This window comes from Yersinia nurmii (assembly GCF_001112925.1).
Lineage (GTDB): Bacteria > Pseudomonadota > Gammaproteobacteria > Enterobacterales > Enterobacteriaceae > Yersinia > Yersinia nurmii.
The window spans coordinates 85552-102735 of record NZ_CPYD01000014.1 but is presented as its reverse complement, the minus strand read 5'-3'; the positions used below and the strand labels follow the sequence as shown (position 1 = coordinate 102735).

The following is a 17184-nucleotide window of genomic DNA, read 5'->3' as shown; positions in this document are numbered from 1 at the left end:
CTTTTATTAGGTCGAGTTTTGTAAAGACGGTAAACAATTTTTACTATTACAGATTCAGTATTAATGAACTTAGGCTCTGACGGCTACTCTTACTTTGCATGACTCGATTAGTTAGTCAGAAACTATTAATTAACTTGCTATTTGTATATAGAGAGAAAGAGAACCGACCCATGAAAAAAACAACGTTAGTGTTAAGCGCATTGGCATTAAGCATTGGTTTCGCCATGGGGCCGGTCTCTGCCGTTGCCGCAGAAACCGCCTCATCCAGCACCCAGCAGCTCCCTAGTCTGGCGCCGATGCTAGAAAAGGTCATGCCATCGGTGGTCAGCATCAACGTGGAAGGCAGTGCTTCGGTAAAAAGTACCGGGATGCCAGATCAGTTCCAACAGTTCTTCGGCGGAAATTCACCGCTGTGTCAGGAGGGTTCGCCTTTCCAGGGTTCACCGCTGTGTCAGGGCGGGCAGGGGGGAGGCGATGGTCAGCCAACTCAGAAAGAATTCCGTGGATTGGGTGCTGGCGTAGTGATTGATGCTGCGAAAGGCTATGTGGTGACCAATAACCACGTAGTAGAAAATGCGAATAAAATTCAGGTGCAGTTGAGCGATGGGCGTAAATTCGACGCCAAAGTGATCGGTAAAGATCCGCGTACCGATATTGCCTTGATCCAGTTGAAAGACTTTAAAAATCTAACGGCGATCAAAATGGCCGATTCCGATCAACTGCGGGTGGGTGACTATACCGTAGCGATCGGTAACCCTTATGGATTAGGAGAAACTGCAACATCCGGTATCGTTTCGGCACTAGGGCGCAGTGGCCTGAACGTTGAAAACTACGAAAACTTTATCCAGACCGATGCTGCAATTAACCGTGGTAACTCCGGCGGCGCTCTGGTGAATTTGAACGGTGAACTGATCGGGATTAACACCGCTATTCTGGCTCCGGACGGTGGCAATATCGGTATTGGTTTCGCTATCCCAAGTAATATGGTGAAAAACCTGACGTCGCAAATGGTGGAGTTTGGCCAAGTGAAACGCGGCGAACTGGGAATTATGGGGACCGAACTGAACTCCGAATTGGCTAAAGCCATGAACGTGGACGCACAGAAAGGTGCCTTTATCAGTCAGGTATTGCCGAAGTCTTCAGCGGCAAAAGCCGGTATTAAAGCCGGTGATGTGATTGTGACCATGAACGGAAAAGCCATCTCCAGCTTTGCCGCCTTCCGCGCTGAGATTGGCACACTGCCGGTGGGCAGCAAAATAACGCTGGGCCTGTTGCGGGAAGGTAAACCGATTACCGTCGATATCACGCTGGAGCAGGGTTCTCAGGCACAGGTTGCGTCTGGCAATATTTACACAGGGATTGAAGGCGCTGAACTGAGCAACTTTGATGCCGCAGGTAAGAAAGGCGTGAAGGTAGATAGCGTGAAAGAAGGCTCTGCCGCTGCGCGTATCGGCCTGAAAAAAGGCGATATTATTACCGGTGTAAACCAGAAACCGACGCTAAATCTCGGTGAGTTACGTAAGATTCTCGATGCTAAGCCTGCAGTGCTGGCTTTGAGTATTCATCGTGGTGATACCGATATTTATCTGTTAGCTCAGTAATTATCAGCGATTCGGGGCCGGAATATTTCGGCCCCGAATTTTACCTATTCCCGTTTAACTTTCCTTTGATTCAGGCGACGGCGGTTGGTCTATATGAATTTTCGCTGCCTGAATGACATTCTCTATTTCATCGAGTAATTCCAACCATTCGGGCAATAAATCCTGATTGTCAGCCTTTTGCCGTAGCTGTTGCTCAATATAGAAACACAGCCGTTTTAGTCTCGGAACGCCGCTGCACGCGCAGCTACCGTGTAATTTATGGATCAGATTAACGATATCCTCGTCGTCTGCGCCTTCCACAATGGCGTTGACCCGCTGTGTGACCTGCGGGAGAAACGCCAATAACATAACCAATAGCTCCTGCGCCAAATCTTCTTTATTGGCGGCCTGACGGATAGCTAGCGGCCAGTTAATCGAATCTTCCCAGCCCGCAGATCGCGAGGTAATTACCGCGGCAGAATTCTGAACGGTCGTTTGTTCATGTTGATAAAAACGCGCCAGTGCCTGCGTCAACCGGGTTTCATCAATAGGTTTAGCCAGATAATCAGCCATACCAAGCTTGAGGAACTGCTCCTGTTGGCCACTAATGGCGTGTGCGGTGACGGCAATTATTGGCGTATTAACATGATTAGGTAATTGATGAATTAACTCACTGGCGCGAATACCGTCCACTTCTGGCATCTGAATATCCATCAAAATCACGTCCAGAGCATGTTCGCGGGCGACGGCAATGGCTTTTTCACCGCTTTCACACAGAATGGTTTCTTCCACCTGTTCTTCCAGCAGCGTGCCTATCAGTTTTAGATTCGCAGGATTGTCATCCACCGCCATCACGCGTAGCGGCAGACGCGGTCTTTTTGGTTCGTTTTCGTTTGGTGCGGGTAATGCTAGCGGGTCTTCCCTCAGCAACAGTGGCATCAGGCGATTGCTGGAAATCGGTTTCACCAAACAGGCTTTGGCACCTAACTGTTTTAATTGCTCAGCATCAACCTGAGACTGGCTTGGTAACGCCAGAATTACATGATCGGCAATTTTTAGTGCTGCCAACAGTTTATCCTGATGACCTGCCATATTCGTGCGGAAAGGAATCGGAACGCCGACCAGTAGGAAATCGTAATATTTATCAGGAAGTTGAGCTAGGGTCGGGCTGTGAGTCACTCGCAGAGGCGTAATGCTCAACATATCCAACGTGGCCTGCGCCGCCGCCGGGTTCCGTTCGATATAGGCTAAATGCTTGCCGGCGAGCTGCTCCATGGTTGGCTGGCGATAGACCATGCCTTCGTTGAGATCCAAAGTGATATGGAAACGGAAGGTTGAGCCACGATTTAATTCGCTACGGAAGCTAATATCGCCGTCCATTTCTTTCACCAGACGCTCGGTTATTACCAAGCCTAGCCCGGTGCCGCCGTGGCGGCGGGAAATGCTGGCATCTGCCTGGCGGAAAGCCTGAAACAGCTGAGACTGCTGCTGTTCGGAAATACCGATGCCGGTGTCCTGAATTTCCACCGCCAGCTTAATTTGTCGTGCTGTCTGCGATAGCAGGCTTACGTGGATATCTACGTTACCATTTTCGGTAAACTTGATGGCATTGCCCAGCAGATTGGTCATGACTTGCTGCAAGCGCATAGCGTCGCCTACCACTTGTTCAGGCACATCATTATTGACGTGCAGCGTTAGTTCCAGCCCTTTTTCATGTGCGGTGTGAGCCAGCAAAATAACGACTTCATCAAGGGTTTCACGTAGCGGGAATGGAATATGCTCCAAAACCAGTTTTTCGGCCTCTAGCTTGGAAAAATCCAATACGTCATTGATGATACACAGCAGATTATTGGCTGAACGCTGGATGGTTTGCAGGTAATCTGTTTGAGTTGGCGTTAGGGCGGTTTTTAGCGTCTGACGGGTGAAACCGATTACGCCATTCAGCGGCGTGCGTAATTCGTGGGACATATTGGCCAGAAACTCGGATTTAATTCGCGCCGCTTCCTGCGCCCGTTTCTTCGCCAGACCCAGCTCAACGTTCTGGATTTCCATCTGTTCCAGCGTTTCCCGCAGATCTGAGGTGGCCTGATCGATATTCTGCTGCATTTCCTCGTGGTAGGCCGCCAGCGACATGGCCATCGAGTTAATCCCGTTTTTCAGAATATCCAATTCTCCCAGCATGTGTCCTTCCACCCGACTATCCAGCTGGCCGCGCCGAATCCGGTCTACGGTATTCACCATATTACGGATAGGGCCGGTAACATCGCGCATCAGACGATAGGCAAACAAAATGGCAATACACAGGCAGAACAATAGCAATAACGTAGAGATAAATACTTCTTTATATTGCTGAAGTCGTACTGATTGTAAATCCAGATCGATGGCAATATAACCCAACGGACGGTTGCTAATATTGGCTTCTGGTGGCCTGTCACTGGAGATATTATATTCCGAGACGATGGGCATTCTTAAGATTAACGAATCCCCTCGGTAGGTCAGCATCAAAGAACTGGGGATCGGAATATTATTCGGCAACCTTAATTGTGACGAGTTGTAATTATAGTTGGATGTGACAAAAAGATTATTATCTGCGTCAAAAACGGTAATTGAACGCACAATATTTGAATGACGGCGATGTAACAGATTAATTAACTGTCTGACGGTGTCTCGATTACGGAACGTCATTCCATATTCACTGGCAACCGCCAGCGGTTCGATAATACTGGTTCCTGCGTTAACTACTTGGTTTTGCAGTTCATTATATCGATGCACCATAAAAGATGTACTGAGTAATAGCCCAAGAAGCAGCGTGGGAGCTAAGATTAGTATCATCATGCGCGCGCGAAGACTGTATTTGGTCATGGTATTCCAATGTGGGAGAATTAGCAGCTTACGAAAACCAACGCATACTCATCAATAATTATGGCGCAATTCTACTCTCCAAACCGCCGCGTGACGACTCGGCAAATGATAACCGTGACCGCTGACGACCTAGATCCTTTAGGGCAGGGCGTTGCACATTATCAAGGTAAGGCTATTTTTGTCCCCGGTATGCTACCCGGAGAGCAGGCCGAGATACAGCTAACCGAAGAAAAACGTCAGTTTTCCCGTGGGAAGCTTCAGCGTTTACTGAAGCCCTGTGCTGAGAGAGTCGCTCCCCATTGCCCGCATTTTGGAACCTGCGGCGGCTGCCAGCAGCAACATGCCGATACCCACTTACAGCAGAGCAGTAAGGCTGCTCATCTGCAACGCTTAATTGCGCGAGAAACTGGCGTGACCGTGGAGGCAGAGCCTGTCATCTGCGGGACTGAATACGGTTATCGACGGCGAGCGCGCTTAGGGTTGTACTACCAACCTAAACAGCAGCGTTTGATCATGGGGTTTCGCAAAGTCGGTTCCCACGATTTGGTGGCGATAAAAACCTGCCCGGTACTGCGACCAGAGCTCGAGCGCCTGTTAGCGCCGCTTTATCGCTGTTTGTCAGAACTGCGGGCCGTTAAACGCTTAGGACACGTAGAATTGGTGCTGGCCGATAACGGACCGTTGCTGACACTACGCCATCTTGATAGCTTGAGTACCGCCGATCGCGCTGCGTTACAGGCTTTTTCTCTGCGCGAAAAGGTCGCGATTTATCTGGCTCCCGACAGCGATCATATTGAGCGTTTAAGCGGTGAGGAGCCTTACTATCAGATAGAAGGTCTACGCTTAGCGTTTAATCCGCGCGATTTTATTCAGGTCAATGCCACGGTAAATGAGAAAATGGTGGCGCAGGCGCTGGAATGGCTGGATGTGCAATCGAATGAGCGCGTTTTGGATTTATTCTGCGGTATGGGTAATTTTACTTTGCCGTTAGCGCGCCATGCCCTGCAAGTTGTGGGTATAGAAGGAGTTGCGACACTGGTAGCTAATGGGCAATATAATGCGCAGATTAATGGTTTAGCTAATGTTTCGTTCTTTCATGAGAATTTAGAGGACGAGATCAATAAACAGCCTTGGGCGAGCCAAGGTTTTGATAAAATATTGCTGGACCCGGCGCGGGCAGGTGCGGCCGGGGTCATGTTACATATAGTGAAGCTGGCGCCGAAGCGGGTGGTATATGTCTCTTGTAATCCCACCACTTTGGCACGAGATAGCCACGTGCTGATCGACGCCGGTTACCGTCTTGCACGTGTGCGAATGTTAGATATGTTTCCGCACACGGGGCATCTTGAGTCAATGGCGCTGTTTATACAACAGGATCCACTGGCCGCTGAGTAGGGAGAAGTTATGGTTGCGGTAAGAAGTGCACATTTGAATCCGGCGGGCGAGTTTGCTCTCGACGATTGGATCGCCAGCTTGGGTCTTCCCAACCCGCAGTCATGTGAGCGATTAGCCGAAACTTGGCGTTATTGTGAACAACATACACAAGGTCATCCCGATGCCTCGCTACTGCTGTGGCGCGGCCTTGAAATGGTTGAAATCCTCTCCACCCTGAGTATGGATAACGACAGTATGCGCGCGGCGCTGCTGTTCCCATTGGTTGATGCCAATGTGGTTAATGAAGAAACCCTGACCGAACAGTTTGGCAAAGGCATTACCTATCTGGTGCACGGCGTGCGGGATATGGATGCCATTCGCCAGCTCAAGGCCACCACTAATGATTCGATGAGTTCAGAGCAGGTGGATAATGTCCGCCGTATGCTACTGGCAATGGTGGAAGATTTCCGCTGTGTGGTCATTAAACTGGCGGAACGTATCGCTCATCTGCGGGAAGTCAAAGACGCACCGGAAGATGAACGCGTGCTGGCGGCCAAGGAATGTTCCAATATCTATGCGCCGTTGGCTAACCGTTTGGGGATTGGTCAGATTAAATGGGAGCTGGAAGATTTCTGTTTCCGTTATCTGCATCCTGATGAATACAAACAGATCGCCAAGTTGCTTCACGAGCGCCGCATCGATCGCGAACAGTTTATCGACGATTTTGTTGCTTCTTTACGTCAAGCCATGGCTGATGAAGGAATCAAAGCGGATATTTATGGCCGTCCTAAACATATCTACAGTATCTGGCGCAAAATGCAGAAGAAGTCGCTGGCGTTCGATGAGCTGTTTGACGTTCGCGCGGTGCGCGTGGTGGTTGAGCGCTTGCAAGATTGCTATGCTGCATTAGGTATTGTGCATACTCATTTCCGTCATTTGCCAGATGAATTCGACGACTACGTAGCCAACCCTAAGCCTAATGGTTATCAGTCGATCCACACCGTGGTGCTTGGTCCGCGTGGAAAAACGCTGGAGATTCAAATTCGAACCCGCCAGATGCATGAGGATGCGGAACTGGGTGTCGCCGCTCACTGGAAATACAAAGAAGGGGCGGTTGCAGCAGGACGTTCAGGCTATGAAGGGCGTATTGCTTGGCTGCGCAAACTGATCGCGTGGCAGGAAGAAATGGCCGACTCTGGCGAAATGCTGGATGAAGTGCGTAGCCAGGTGTTCGACGATCGGGTGTATGTGTTTACGCCAAAAGGCGATGTAATTGATTTGCCAGCCGGTTCTACGCCGCTGGACTTTGCCTATCATATCCACAGCGACGTGGGTCACCGTTGTATCGGAGCCAAGATCGGCGGACGCATTGTGCCCTTTACCTATCAGTTGCAAATGGGCGATCAGATCGAAATTATCACCCAAAAGCAGCCGAATCCAAGCCGTGACTGGCTGAACCCGAACCTCGGTTATGTCACCACCAGTCGCGGTCGTTCCAAGATTCATAACTGGTTCCGGAAACAGGATCGCGATAAAAATATTCTGGCTGGTCGTCAGATGCTGGACGACGAACTCGAACATATGGATATCAGCCTGAAAGAGGCCGAAAAGCTGCTGGTTCCACGCTATAACATGAATTCTCTGGATGAAGTGTTAGCGGCCATTGGCGGCGGTGATATTCGTCTAAATCAGATGGTGAACTTCCTGCAAGGGAAGCTTAACAAACCTACGGCGGAAGAAGCCGATCTGGAGGCGTTACGCCATCTGACCAACAAAACCCAGCAGCCATCCCGCAATAGCAGTAAAGACAGCGGACGCATTGTGGTGGAAGGTGTCGGTAATCTGATGCATCACATCGCACGTTGCTGTCAGCCGATTCCGGGTGATGAAATCGTGGGTTTTATTACTCAGGGGCGGGGGATTTCCATTCATCGCGCCGATTGTGAACAACTGCTGGATCTGCAATCTCACGCGCCGGAACGCATTGTTGATGCAGTATGGGGAGAAAGCTATTCCAGTGGGTATTCGCTGGTGGTGCGGGTCACAGCCAACGATCGCAGCGGCTTACTACGTGACATCACCACTATTTTGGCTAACGAAAAAGTCAACGTACTGGGTGTCGCCAGCCGTAGTGATACCAAAAAGATGCTGGCTACCATCGATATGGATATTGAAATCTATAACCTACAGGTATTAGGTCGGGTGTTAGCTAAGCTCAATCAGTTGCCGGATGTGATAGATGCCCGCCGCTTGCACGGTAATTAAACTAACGGGGGATATCTGCTAGTGGGCGATCCGGGCCACACGTTGCCCTTTTAGTTAGCTCTGACCAGCGTTCTACTTGTGAGTGGAGCGCTGGTTAGCATCAATTCTCCTGCGCACGTTACACCTTGATTATCAAAAAACAAAAGTGAATAAACCGCTATGACGCCTACTGAAACCGCCTCTGATTCCACCGCTTCTGCCTTACAACGTCTGTTGGATATCATGCGCACGTTGCGTGACCCGGAAAACGGCTGTCCGTGGGACCGTAAGCAGACTTTCGACACCATCGCGCCTTACACACTGGAAGAGACCTACGAGGTGCTTGACGCGATTCAGCGGCAGGACTATCCCGACTTGCGTGATGAATTGGGCGATTTGCTGTTTCAGGTGGTGTTTTATGCCCAAATGGGGCAAGAGCAGGGGCTATTTGCCTTCGATGATATTTGCAATGCCATCAGCGACAAACTGGTGCGCCGCCATCCTCACGTTTTTCCTGTTTCGGGCCAATCGCCTGAGGTAATGGATAGCGCAGAAATTATTGCCGGTTGGGAGCAACGCAAAGCCGGTGAACGGGCTGATAAGGCGTTGTACTCGGCGTTGGATGATATTCCAAACGCTTTACCGGCGTTGATGAAGGCGCATAAAATCCAGAAACGCTGTGCCGCCGTTGGTTTTGACTGGGATACGCTTGGCCCAGTGCTGGACAAGGTATACGAAGAAATCGACGAAGTGATGTTCGAAGCGAAACAGGCGGTGGTGGACGAGGAGAAGCTGGGAGAGGAAATCGGCGATTTGCTGTTTGCGACAGTGAATCTGTCCCGCCATTTGGGCCATAAAGCTGAAAATGCTTTGCAGGCGGCAAACCGTAAATTCGAGCGACGTTTTCGTCAGGTAGAACAAATAGTTACCGCTTCTGGCCGCACTATGGAAGAGGCCTCTTTAGCCGAAATGGAAGCCGCATGGCAGCAGGTTAAAAAGCAAGAAACTGAAATCTAACGTGTTTTAATTCATTTGATGGATGGTTGTTGAATTTCAATTACGTTAATATATTGAATTATAACGGATAGGAAGACGGTGTTCAGCGCGCTTTTCATGAGTAAAACTCTGCGAGGCGTTGAGATCATTTGTAGCGAAACCAAGGTTCGAGTATACTACTTTCCCGTCTTGGTTCTTCCATCGTCTTTAAACCTAAACTCTCAGGTTCAGCATGACAACTAATTATATTTTTGTGACCGGCGGGGTCGTATCCTCTCTGGGTAAAGGCATTGCCGCAGCCTCCTTGGCGGCTATTCTTGAAGCCCGTGGCCTCAACGTTACCATCATGAAACTGGACCCGTATATCAACGTGGATCCGGGCACCATGAGCCCGACACAACACGGGGAAGTTTTCGTCACCGAAGATGGTGCTGAAACCGATCTGGATTTAGGGCACTACGAGCGCTTCATTCGCACCAAAATGACCCGCCGCAATAACTTCACCACTGGCCGTATTTACTCAGAGGTTCTGCGTAAAGAGCGTCGTGGCGATTATCTGGGTGCAACTATCCAGGTTATTCCTCATATTACCAACGCGATCAAAGAACGTATCATCGAAGGCGGCGAAGGCCACGACGTGGTATTGGTCGAAATTGGTGGCACCGTAGGTGATATCGAATCTCTGCCGTTCTTGGAAGCGATTCGTCAGATGGCGGTAGACGTTGGCCGCGAGCATACTTTGTATATGCACCTGACGCTGGTTCCTTATCTGGCCGCGGCTGGCGAAGTGAAAACTAAGCCAACACAACATTCGGTTAAAGAACTACTTTCCATCGGTATTCAGCCTGATGTGCTGATTTGTCGTTCCGATCGCGCAGTTCCTGCTAACGAACGGGCGAAGATCGCTCTGTTCTGTAATGTGCCAGAAAAGGCCGTTATCTCCCTTAAAGACGTTGATTCCATTTATAAAATCCCAGGCCTCTTGAAATCACAGGGCCTTGACGATTATATTTGTAAACGATTCAGCTTAACTTGTCCTGAAGCAAATCTTGCCGAGTGGGAACAGGTAATATATGAAGAGTCCAATCCGGGTGGCGAAGTGACCATCGGGATGATCGGCAAATACGTTGAGCTGCCGGATGCCTACAAATCCGTGATCGAAGCGTTGAAACACGGCGGGTTGAAAAACCGTCTGACCGTTAACATCAAGCTGATCGATTCACAGGACGTAGAAACCCGCGGCGAAGAAATGCTGAAAGGGCTGGATGCTATTCTAATCCCAGGTGGTTTCGGCTATCGCGGTGTAGAAGGCAAGGTGACTGCGGCGCGTTATGCCCGTGAACACAATATTCCTTATCTGGGCATTTGCCTGGGTATGCAAGTTGCACTGATGGAGTTTGCCCGTAACGTCGCGGGTATGGAGAACGCCAACTCCACGGAATTTGTGCCAGACTGTAAGTACCCGGTGGTTGCATTGATCACCGAATGGCGTGATGAAGACGGCAACGTTGAAGTCCGTACGGAAGAAAGCGATTTGGGGGGTACCATGCGTGTGGGTGGGCAGCAATGCAACCTGACCGATGGTAGCTTGGTACGTCAGATGTATGGCGAACCAACCATCGTTGAACGCCATCGTCATCGCTATGAAGTAAACAACATGTTGTTGAAGCAGATTGAAGCTGCCGGTCTACGCGTAGCCGGGCGCTCTGCTGATAACAAGCTGGTGGAAATCATCGAGTTGCCTAACCATCCTTGGTTTGTCGCTTGTCAGTTCCATCCAGAATTTACTTCGACGCCACGTGATGGTCACCCGTTGTTCGCCGGCTTTGTGAAAGCGGCTGGTGATTATCAGAAGCGCCAGGTGAAATAAAATATTTGGTAGGTGGGGCGGCTTGAATGTCGCCCCATCTGTCTGGAGTTTTAGTTTAACTTGTACTGAGGAAAATCTAATGTCCAAAATCGTTAAAGTCATCGGTCGCGAAATCATCGACTCCCGTGGTAACCCAACTGTAGAAGCTGAAGTCCATTTGGAAGGCGGTTTCGTTGGTTTGGCTGCTGCACCATCAGGTGCTTCTACCGGTTCCCGTGAAGCATTGGAACTGCGTGACGGTGACAAGTCCCGTTTCCTGGGCAAAGGCGTTCTGAAAGCTGTTGCCGCTGTTAATGGCCCAATTGCTCAGGCTGTTATCGGTAAAGATGCCAAAGACCAGGCTAACATCGATAAAATCATGATCGATCTGGACGGTACCGAAAACAAATCTAAATTCGGTGCAAACGCAATTCTGGCTGTTTCTCTGGCTGCTGCTAAAGCGGCTGCTGCGTCTAAAGGCATGCCTTTGTACGAGCACATCGCTGAACTGAACGGCACCCCAGGCCAATTCTCTATGCCACTGCCTATGATGAATATCATCAACGGCGGCGAGCACGCAGATAACAACGTTGATATTCAAGAGTTTATGATTCAGCCTGTTGGCGCTAAAACTCTGAAAGAAGCGGTTCGCATCGGTTCTGAAGTGTTCCACAACTTGGCTAAAGTTCTGAAAGCTAAAGGTCTGAACACTGCAGTGGGTGACGAAGGTGGCTACGCGCCAAACCTGGAATCCAACGCTGCTGCACTGGCTGCAATCAAAGAAGCCGTAGAGCAAGCGGGTTACGTGCTGGGTAAAGACATTACTCTGGCTATGGACTGTGCAGCTTCTGAATTCTACAACAAAGAAACTGGTATGTATGAGCTGAAAGGCGAAGGCAAAACCTTCACTTCTCAAGAGTTCACTCATTACCTGGAAGGTCTGGCTAAAGAATATCCAATCGTTTCTATCGAAGACGGTCTGGACGAGTCTGACTGGGATGGTTTCAAATACCAGACCGAAGTGCTTGGCGACAAACTGCAACTGGTTGGTGATGACCTGTTCGTAACCAACACCAAGATCCTGAAAGAAGGTATCGAGAAAGGTGTTGCTAACTCTATCCTGATCAAATTCAACCAGATCGGTTCTCTGACCGAAACTCTGGCTGCAATCAAGATGGCGAAAGACGCAGGCTACACCGCGGTGATTTCTCACCGTTCTGGTGAAACCGAAGATGCAACCATCGCAGATCTGGCTGTTGGTACCGCTGCTGGTCAAATCAAAACGGGTTCTATGAGCCGTTCTGACCGTGTTGCTAAATACAACCAACTGATCCGTATCGAAGAAGCGCTGGGCGACCGCGCAGTATTCAACGGTTTGAAAGAAGTTAAAGGTCAGTAATTTCTGCCCTGGTACTTGCTAGAAAAAACCCGCCTCGGCGGGTTTTTTTATATCTAAAGTTAATGAAATGGAAACCATTATTTTTTATTTATATGTTTATGCAGGAAATAAATGAGTTCTATCGGTGATTAATCAAATTGAAATATATTATTCAATTAAAAATGAACATATTCAACAAATAATATAAATCTTATATATTTATTGGGCTTATTTTTATATAAAAATAAAATAAATCTTGTTGTTTGCATAATCTGCTTTGAATACTACACTTGAAGTGTAAATATAGTAATAAGCTTATTCCATTTTGGTTTAACCAGCCAAGTTACTACATATTTAATGCTGGTTACGTTTTTGATAAAAGCCATTATTATCTGTTTGAGGCTGCGTATCCATGAAATACAGAATTGTTATCATCGGTGGTGGCACCGGAGGGACAATCCTTGCAAATTTGTTGGCAGGCAAACTGCGCAGGGATATTGTTTCAAAGAAGGTCGAAATTATCTTAATGTCTGATTCTCCAATGCATTATTATAAACCAGCGTTTATGTATGTTGCATTTAATCTATTTCTTAAACAGGAATTAGAAAGACCACAAAAAAGTCTATTGAGACCAGAAATAAGCTTTATTATAGATAAGGCGGAAGGGTTTGATTTAAATAAACGAATTATCTTCACCAGAAAAGGTGAAAAATATGGTTATGATTTTCTAGTTTTTGCGACCGGCTGCGTACCTCGACCTGAATGGATAGAGGGATTGGTAGAAAGCGGCGATCATTTTTATCAGTATGAAGCTTCCCGCCGATTAGCTGAAAAGCTAGCCAAAATAGAGAAAGGGCGAATTTTTATTACGGTCTCTTTCCCTGAGACACCTAACGTTCCCCACCAGTGCGGAATTGCACCATTAGAAACTACGTTAATGCTAGATGACTATTTGCGACAGCGGGGGGTGCGTAGTGCGATAGAAATTATTTATACCTATCCGACGGTAGCGCAGCTATTGCGTAACTGTCTCTTTTTACAGCGTCCTACCGGGGATATTTTACCTAACGTCTTTGCTGCCAGAGATATTAAATATCAGAGAAGTTTTACACTGAGCAAAGTCGATCCGAATAAAAAAATTGCCTATTCCGCAGAAGGCGATGCTCAACCCTTTGATATTTTGATGGCTACGCCACCGATTAGCGCCGTTGATGCGGTGCGAAATACGGGTCTGAGTGAATGGGATAACCAAGAAGGCTGGTTGCCAACCGACCCACAAACGCTTCAGGTTTATGGGCAGCAGGGCGTTTATGTTATCGGTGATACCGTTGATCTCCCTATCAGTAAAGCGGGTGGCGCCTGCCATAACCAGGCACCTATAGTTGCAGATAATATTATTTCCGAAATGACCATGGGTTATCCCACTCGTTACTACGATGGGAAAGTACAGGCTATCGCCCAAATGGGGTTGAATGCCGGAATGCCGCTTTGTTATGACTATCGGAATGATCTCTTACCTACGCCACCGACTAAGGTCGGTGGTTTGCTACGTAGCGGTTTTAACCGCGGTCTTTATTGGGCAACGGTGCGTGGCTTAATGTAAATATCAGGAGAAATAATGAGTGATACACCTTCGGATCTAAAGGCACATATTTCTTCGGAAAATGACGTGGCGCTCAATGAATTACTCGTCAAAATCCAACCATTGCTAGCGGGGAAGCGCTTTCATAATTTTATTGATTTTATTTCCCTGATATCTGATGGAATAGATATTGTCGATAACGACATGGTGGAAAAACTGTCTTTATTATTTGAGCGATTGGTAATCGTCAGTTGGGAAGGGGGTAACGCGTTAAATATGGCGTATACCGAATCACAGATTGAACAGTCACAACCCAATTTTCGTTCGGTTTATAAATTACTCCGTGACCCGGATACCTTACGCGGCATGAGTTTGTTTTTAAGGACATTACAAATTATTGGCCAAAGAGTTAGTGCGGATATTCCTAATCAGTAAGGCTGAGACTTCGCCAGTTATTCAGTCAGAAGGAGACCCTTTATATGTTTAGCAAAAAATCACCTGATTTTTCTACTCAAGCCATACATTACGGTTATGACCCGAAAGATCACTTAGGTGCTTTATCACCTCCGGTTTATATGAGCTCAACCTTTACGTTCCCCAGTGCAGAATATGGTGGAGCCTGTTTTGCTGGGACACAAAAGGGGTATTTTTATTCTCGTATCAGTAACCCAACCTTAGATTTATTAGAGCGACGAATTGCCGTACTGGAAGAAGGTGACGCTGGCGTGGCTTTTTCTTCGGGTATGGGCGCAATAACGGCCTGTTGCTGGACTTTCCTTAAGCCTGGAGATGAAATCATCGTCGACCAGACTATTTATGGTTGCACTTATGCCTATTTTCATCAGGGATTAGCTCGTTTTGGTATCAAAGTCACCCATGTGGATTTAACCGAACCGCAGAAATTACTGGCAGCCATTTCCAGACAGACGAGAATGGTATATTGCGAGACTCCAGCCAACCCTAATATGCGTTTGGTGGATATTGCGGCTATCAGCCATATTACTCATTCTGTTGGGGCCATTTTCTTGGTGGATAACACCTACTGCACGCCATATTTACAGAAGCCGCTGACCTTAGGTGCTGATATTGTGGTGCATTCCGCCACTAAGTATTTGGGGGGGCATGGCGATCTACTGGCTGGTTTAGTGGTTGCTCGTCAGGAGCTCGCAGAGCCAATCCGTATGATTGGCTTAAAAGATATGAATGGCGCGGTACTTTCAGCGCAGGATGCTGCATTGCTATTACGTGGCATGAAAACGCTGGCTGTGAGAATGGATCGTCACTGTGATAGCGCGCAAGTGATTGCTGAAATGCTGAATAATCACCCTTCCGTTGAGAGAATTTATTATCCGGGTCTGAAGAATTTTCCTCAATATGCCTTGGGTCAGCGGCAAATGAGGCGTTCTGGTGGGATGATCGCCTTTGAACTGTGCGGTGGGCTGGAGGCAGGTATTGCCTTCCTGAACGCATTGAAACTTATCTATCGTGCCGTTAGTTTGGGCGATTGTGAGAGTCTGGCTCAGCATCCGGCGAGCATGACCCACTCGGTCTATACTCCAGAAGAGCGAAAACGGCATTTAATTAGTGATGGACTGATACGGTTGTCCGTTGGTCTAGAGGGTGTGGACGATATCAAACAGGACTTATTACAGGCATTGGAACATCTTGGGAATACTCACGCTAAAGCGCGAAACCTCGAGAGATATGCTCAGTGACGGCGAATTTCCCATGATAAAATCGGGCTGTCATGACGGTGGATTTTTTATAATGATGAACCTGTATAGCGATGAATTTTATAATAAAAAATTTTACAACAAAGAGTTTTTATAACAAAAAGTATTGGGGTTCTTAGCATATTGGTTCCGTTTATCTCTCATGGTGATATTTTCGATAAACTCTGGCTTGCCGGTAAATGGTGTTGCTTAAGAGTTTGGCTAATCAGTATCAATAAACATCAAGGAAAAGAAAGATATGAAGCTAAGAACCTTCTTCTTACCCCTTATTTTTTGCTCAGGCACAGCTTTGGCCGCGGATTTGACCGTGACTATGAATGAATCATTACCACACGGAAATGGTCGGGCGCTTGGCAATATAGTCGTCACGGAAACGCCCTATGGCTTGCTATTTAGCCCTCAGTTAGCCGGATTAGCTCCGGGCATTCACGGCTTCCACCTGCATGAAAATGCCAGCTGTGCGCCCGCAGAAAAGGACGGAAAAATGGTACCCGCGTTAGCGGCGGGTGGGCATTTCGATCCGAAAAAAACTTCTGCGCATCAGGGGCCTTATAGTGATAAAGGACACTTGGGGGATTTGCCTGGATTGGTCGTTAACGCTGATGGTTCAGCCAACTATCAAGTCTTGGCTCCACGCCTAAAATCCTTATCGGAACTTAAACATCACGCCCTAATGATTCATGCCGGCGGCGATAACTATGCCGATCATCCTATGCCGTTGGGCGGCGGCGGAGCGAGAATGGCCTGCGGTGTGATTGAGTAACTCCCTGATACAATCAAAGCTGGCCGCCAGCAGGCGGTCGGTTTGGTGACAGCGTCAGAATCTGCGATAATCGCACATTACCCGCTTTCATATAGAGATTCTGATGCTTTACCCGATTAATGAGATGTTCCAGACTTTGCAAGGTGAGGGCTTTTTCACCGGCGTACCGGCGATATTTGTCCGTTTACAAGGCTGCCCGGTAGGATGCAGCTGGTGTGACACCAAACATACCTGGGAGAAAAACGTCGATCGGGAAGTCGATGTGCAGCGTATTTTGGTGAAAACCGAGGAAAGCGACGCTTGGGGTAACGCCAGTGAGCAACAGTTATTAACCATTCTCCGCCAGCAAGGCTATACGGCGCGCCACGTGGTGATTACCGGCGGTGAGCCTTGTATTTACGATTTATTGCCGCTGACCACTCTGCTAGAGCAGGAAGGCTTTAGCTGTCAGATCGAAACCAGTGGTACTTATGAAGTCCAATGCTCGGAAAAAACCTGGGTGACCGTTTCACCTAAAGTGAATATGCGTGGCGGGTTAAAAGTATTGGAGCAGGCTTTAACGCGGGCAGATGAAGTGAAGCACCCCGTTGGGCGAATGAGAGATATTGAAGCGCTGGATGCATTATTGGCTACGTTGCACGATGATAAACAACGAATTATTGCGCTACAGCCTATCAGTCAGAAAGAAGAGGCCACGCGACTTTGTATTGAAACCTGCATTGCCCGCAATTGGCGCTTATCTATGCAGACCCACAAATATTTGAATATTGCCTGATAGTGAGAGGCGCAGGGCTGAGGGATGCTCTCCAGCCCTGACCTAGCC

12 protein-coding genes are annotated in these 17184 nt (G+C 48.2%); 11 read left to right on the top strand and 1 reads right to left on the bottom strand.

Annotated elements, in window-relative coordinates:
* Positions 1-170 precede the first annotated feature (170 nt).
* Positions 171-1601, top strand: a complete 1431-nt coding sequence (gene degP / locus AD970_RS16065) for a serine endoprotease DegP (protein ID WP_049601275.1) — start codon at positions 171-173, stop codon at positions 1599-1601.
* A gap of 54 nt (positions 1602-1655) precedes the next feature.
* Here the strand turns inward: degP and barA are convergent, their stop codons facing one another.
* Positions 1656-4442 (bottom strand): two-component sensor histidine kinase BarA, encoded by a 2787-nt coding sequence (gene barA / locus AD970_RS16060; RefSeq protein ID WP_049601272.1) that lies wholly within the window; start codon positions 4440-4442, stop codon positions 1656-1658.
* A 60-nt stretch (positions 4443-4502) separates the two neighbouring features.
* On the opposite strand from barA, the gene rlmD reads away from it, so the two are divergent.
* The 10 genes from rlmD to queE all read left to right on the top strand — a co-directional run bounded on the left by rlmD (position 4503) and on the right by queE (position 17136).
* Complete coding sequence (gene rlmD, locus AD970_RS16055) at positions 4503-5837, top strand: 23S rRNA (uracil(1939)-C(5))-methyltransferase RlmD (protein ID WP_049601269.1); 1335 nt, start codon at positions 4503-4505, stop codon at positions 5835-5837.
* Between the two features lie 9 nt (positions 5838-5846).
* Positions 5847-8081: a GTP diphosphokinase gene (relA, locus tag AD970_RS16050; RefSeq protein ID WP_049601266.1), complete on the top strand. Its 2235-nt coding sequence runs from the start codon at positions 5847-5849 to the stop codon at positions 8079-8081.
* A gap of 159 nt (positions 8082-8240) precedes the next feature.
* Complete coding sequence (gene mazG, locus AD970_RS16045; RefSeq protein WP_049601264.1) at positions 8241-9077, top strand: nucleoside triphosphate pyrophosphohydrolase; 837 nt, start codon at positions 8241-8243, stop codon at positions 9075-9077.
* 211 nt (positions 9078-9288) lie between these two features.
* The gene (gene pyrG / locus AD970_RS16040) at positions 9289-10926 is read left to right on the top strand and encodes a glutamine hydrolyzing CTP synthase (RefSeq protein WP_049601261.1); all 1638 of its coding nucleotides are present in this window, start codon (positions 9289-9291) and stop codon (positions 10924-10926) included.
* A gap of 79 nt (positions 10927-11005) precedes the next feature.
* Positions 11006-12304, top strand: coding sequence for a phosphopyruvate hydratase (eno, locus tag AD970_RS16035; RefSeq protein ID WP_049601259.1), 1299 nt, complete (start codon positions 11006-11008; stop codon positions 12302-12304).
* A 391-nt stretch (positions 12305-12695) separates the two neighbouring features.
* Entirely contained in the window at positions 12696-13886 is a 1191-nt protein-coding gene (locus tag AD970_RS16030) for an NAD(P)/FAD-dependent oxidoreductase (RefSeq protein WP_049601256.1), read from the top strand.
* Positions 13887-13901: 15 nt separating this feature from the next.
* On the top strand, positions 13902-14300 hold the full coding sequence (locus AD970_RS16025; protein ID WP_235786950.1) for a hypothetical protein: 399 nt from the start codon (positions 13902-13904) through the stop codon (positions 14298-14300).
* A gap of 44 nt (positions 14301-14344) precedes the next feature.
* A complete protein-coding gene (locus AD970_RS16020) occupies positions 14345-15580 on the top strand; it encodes a methionine gamma-lyase (protein WP_049601254.1) in 1236 nt (411 codons plus the stop codon).
* A gap of 256 nt (positions 15581-15836) precedes the next feature.
* A complete protein-coding gene (sodC, locus tag AD970_RS16015) occupies positions 15837-16361 on the top strand; it encodes a superoxide dismutase family protein (protein ID WP_049601253.1) in 525 nt (174 codons plus the stop codon).
* Positions 16362-16464: 103 nt separating this feature from the next.
* Positions 16465-17136: a 7-carboxy-7-deazaguanine synthase QueE gene (gene queE / locus AD970_RS16010; RefSeq protein ID WP_049601251.1), complete on the top strand. Its 672-nt coding sequence runs from the start codon at positions 16465-16467 to the stop codon at positions 17134-17136.
* Positions 17137-17184: the final 48 nt, after the last annotated feature.

Bases quoted from the DNA above. Each gene is read 5' to 3' on its own strand.
- mazG (WP_049601264.1), top strand. From the start codon at position 8,241: ATGACGCCTACTGAAACCGCCTCTGATTCCACCGCTTCTGCCTTACAA.
- AD970_RS16020 (WP_049601254.1), top strand. From the start codon at position 14,345: ATGTTTAGCAAAAAATCACCTGATTTTTCTACTCAAGCCATACATTAC.
- AD970_RS16030 (WP_049601256.1), top strand. From the start codon at position 12,696: ATGAAATACAGAATTGTTATCATCGGTGGTGGCACCGGAGGGACAATC.
- barA (WP_049601272.1), bottom strand. From the start codon at position 4,442: ATGACCAAATACAGTCTTCGCGCGCGCATGATGATACTAATCTTAGCT.
- rlmD (WP_049601269.1), top strand. From the start codon at position 4,503: ATGGCGCAATTCTACTCTCCAAACCGCCGCGTGACGACTCGGCAAATG.
- AD970_RS16025 (WP_235786950.1), top strand. From the start codon at position 13,902: ATGAGTGATACACCTTCGGATCTAAAGGCACATATTTCTTCGGAAAAT.
- eno (WP_049601259.1), top strand. From the start codon at position 11,006: ATGTCCAAAATCGTTAAAGTCATCGGTCGCGAAATCATCGACTCCCGT.
- relA (WP_049601266.1), top strand. From the start codon at position 5,847: ATGGTTGCGGTAAGAAGTGCACATTTGAATCCGGCGGGCGAGTTTGCT.
- degP (WP_049601275.1), top strand. From the start codon at position 171: ATGAAAAAAACAACGTTAGTGTTAAGCGCATTGGCATTAAGCATTGGT.
- queE (WP_049601251.1), top strand. From the start codon at position 16,465: ATGCTTTACCCGATTAATGAGATGTTCCAGACTTTGCAAGGTGAGGGC.
- sodC (WP_049601253.1), top strand. From the start codon at position 15,837: ATGAAGCTAAGAACCTTCTTCTTACCCCTTATTTTTTGCTCAGGCACA.
- pyrG (WP_049601261.1), top strand. From the start codon at position 9,289: ATGACAACTAATTATATTTTTGTGACCGGCGGGGTCGTATCCTCTCTG.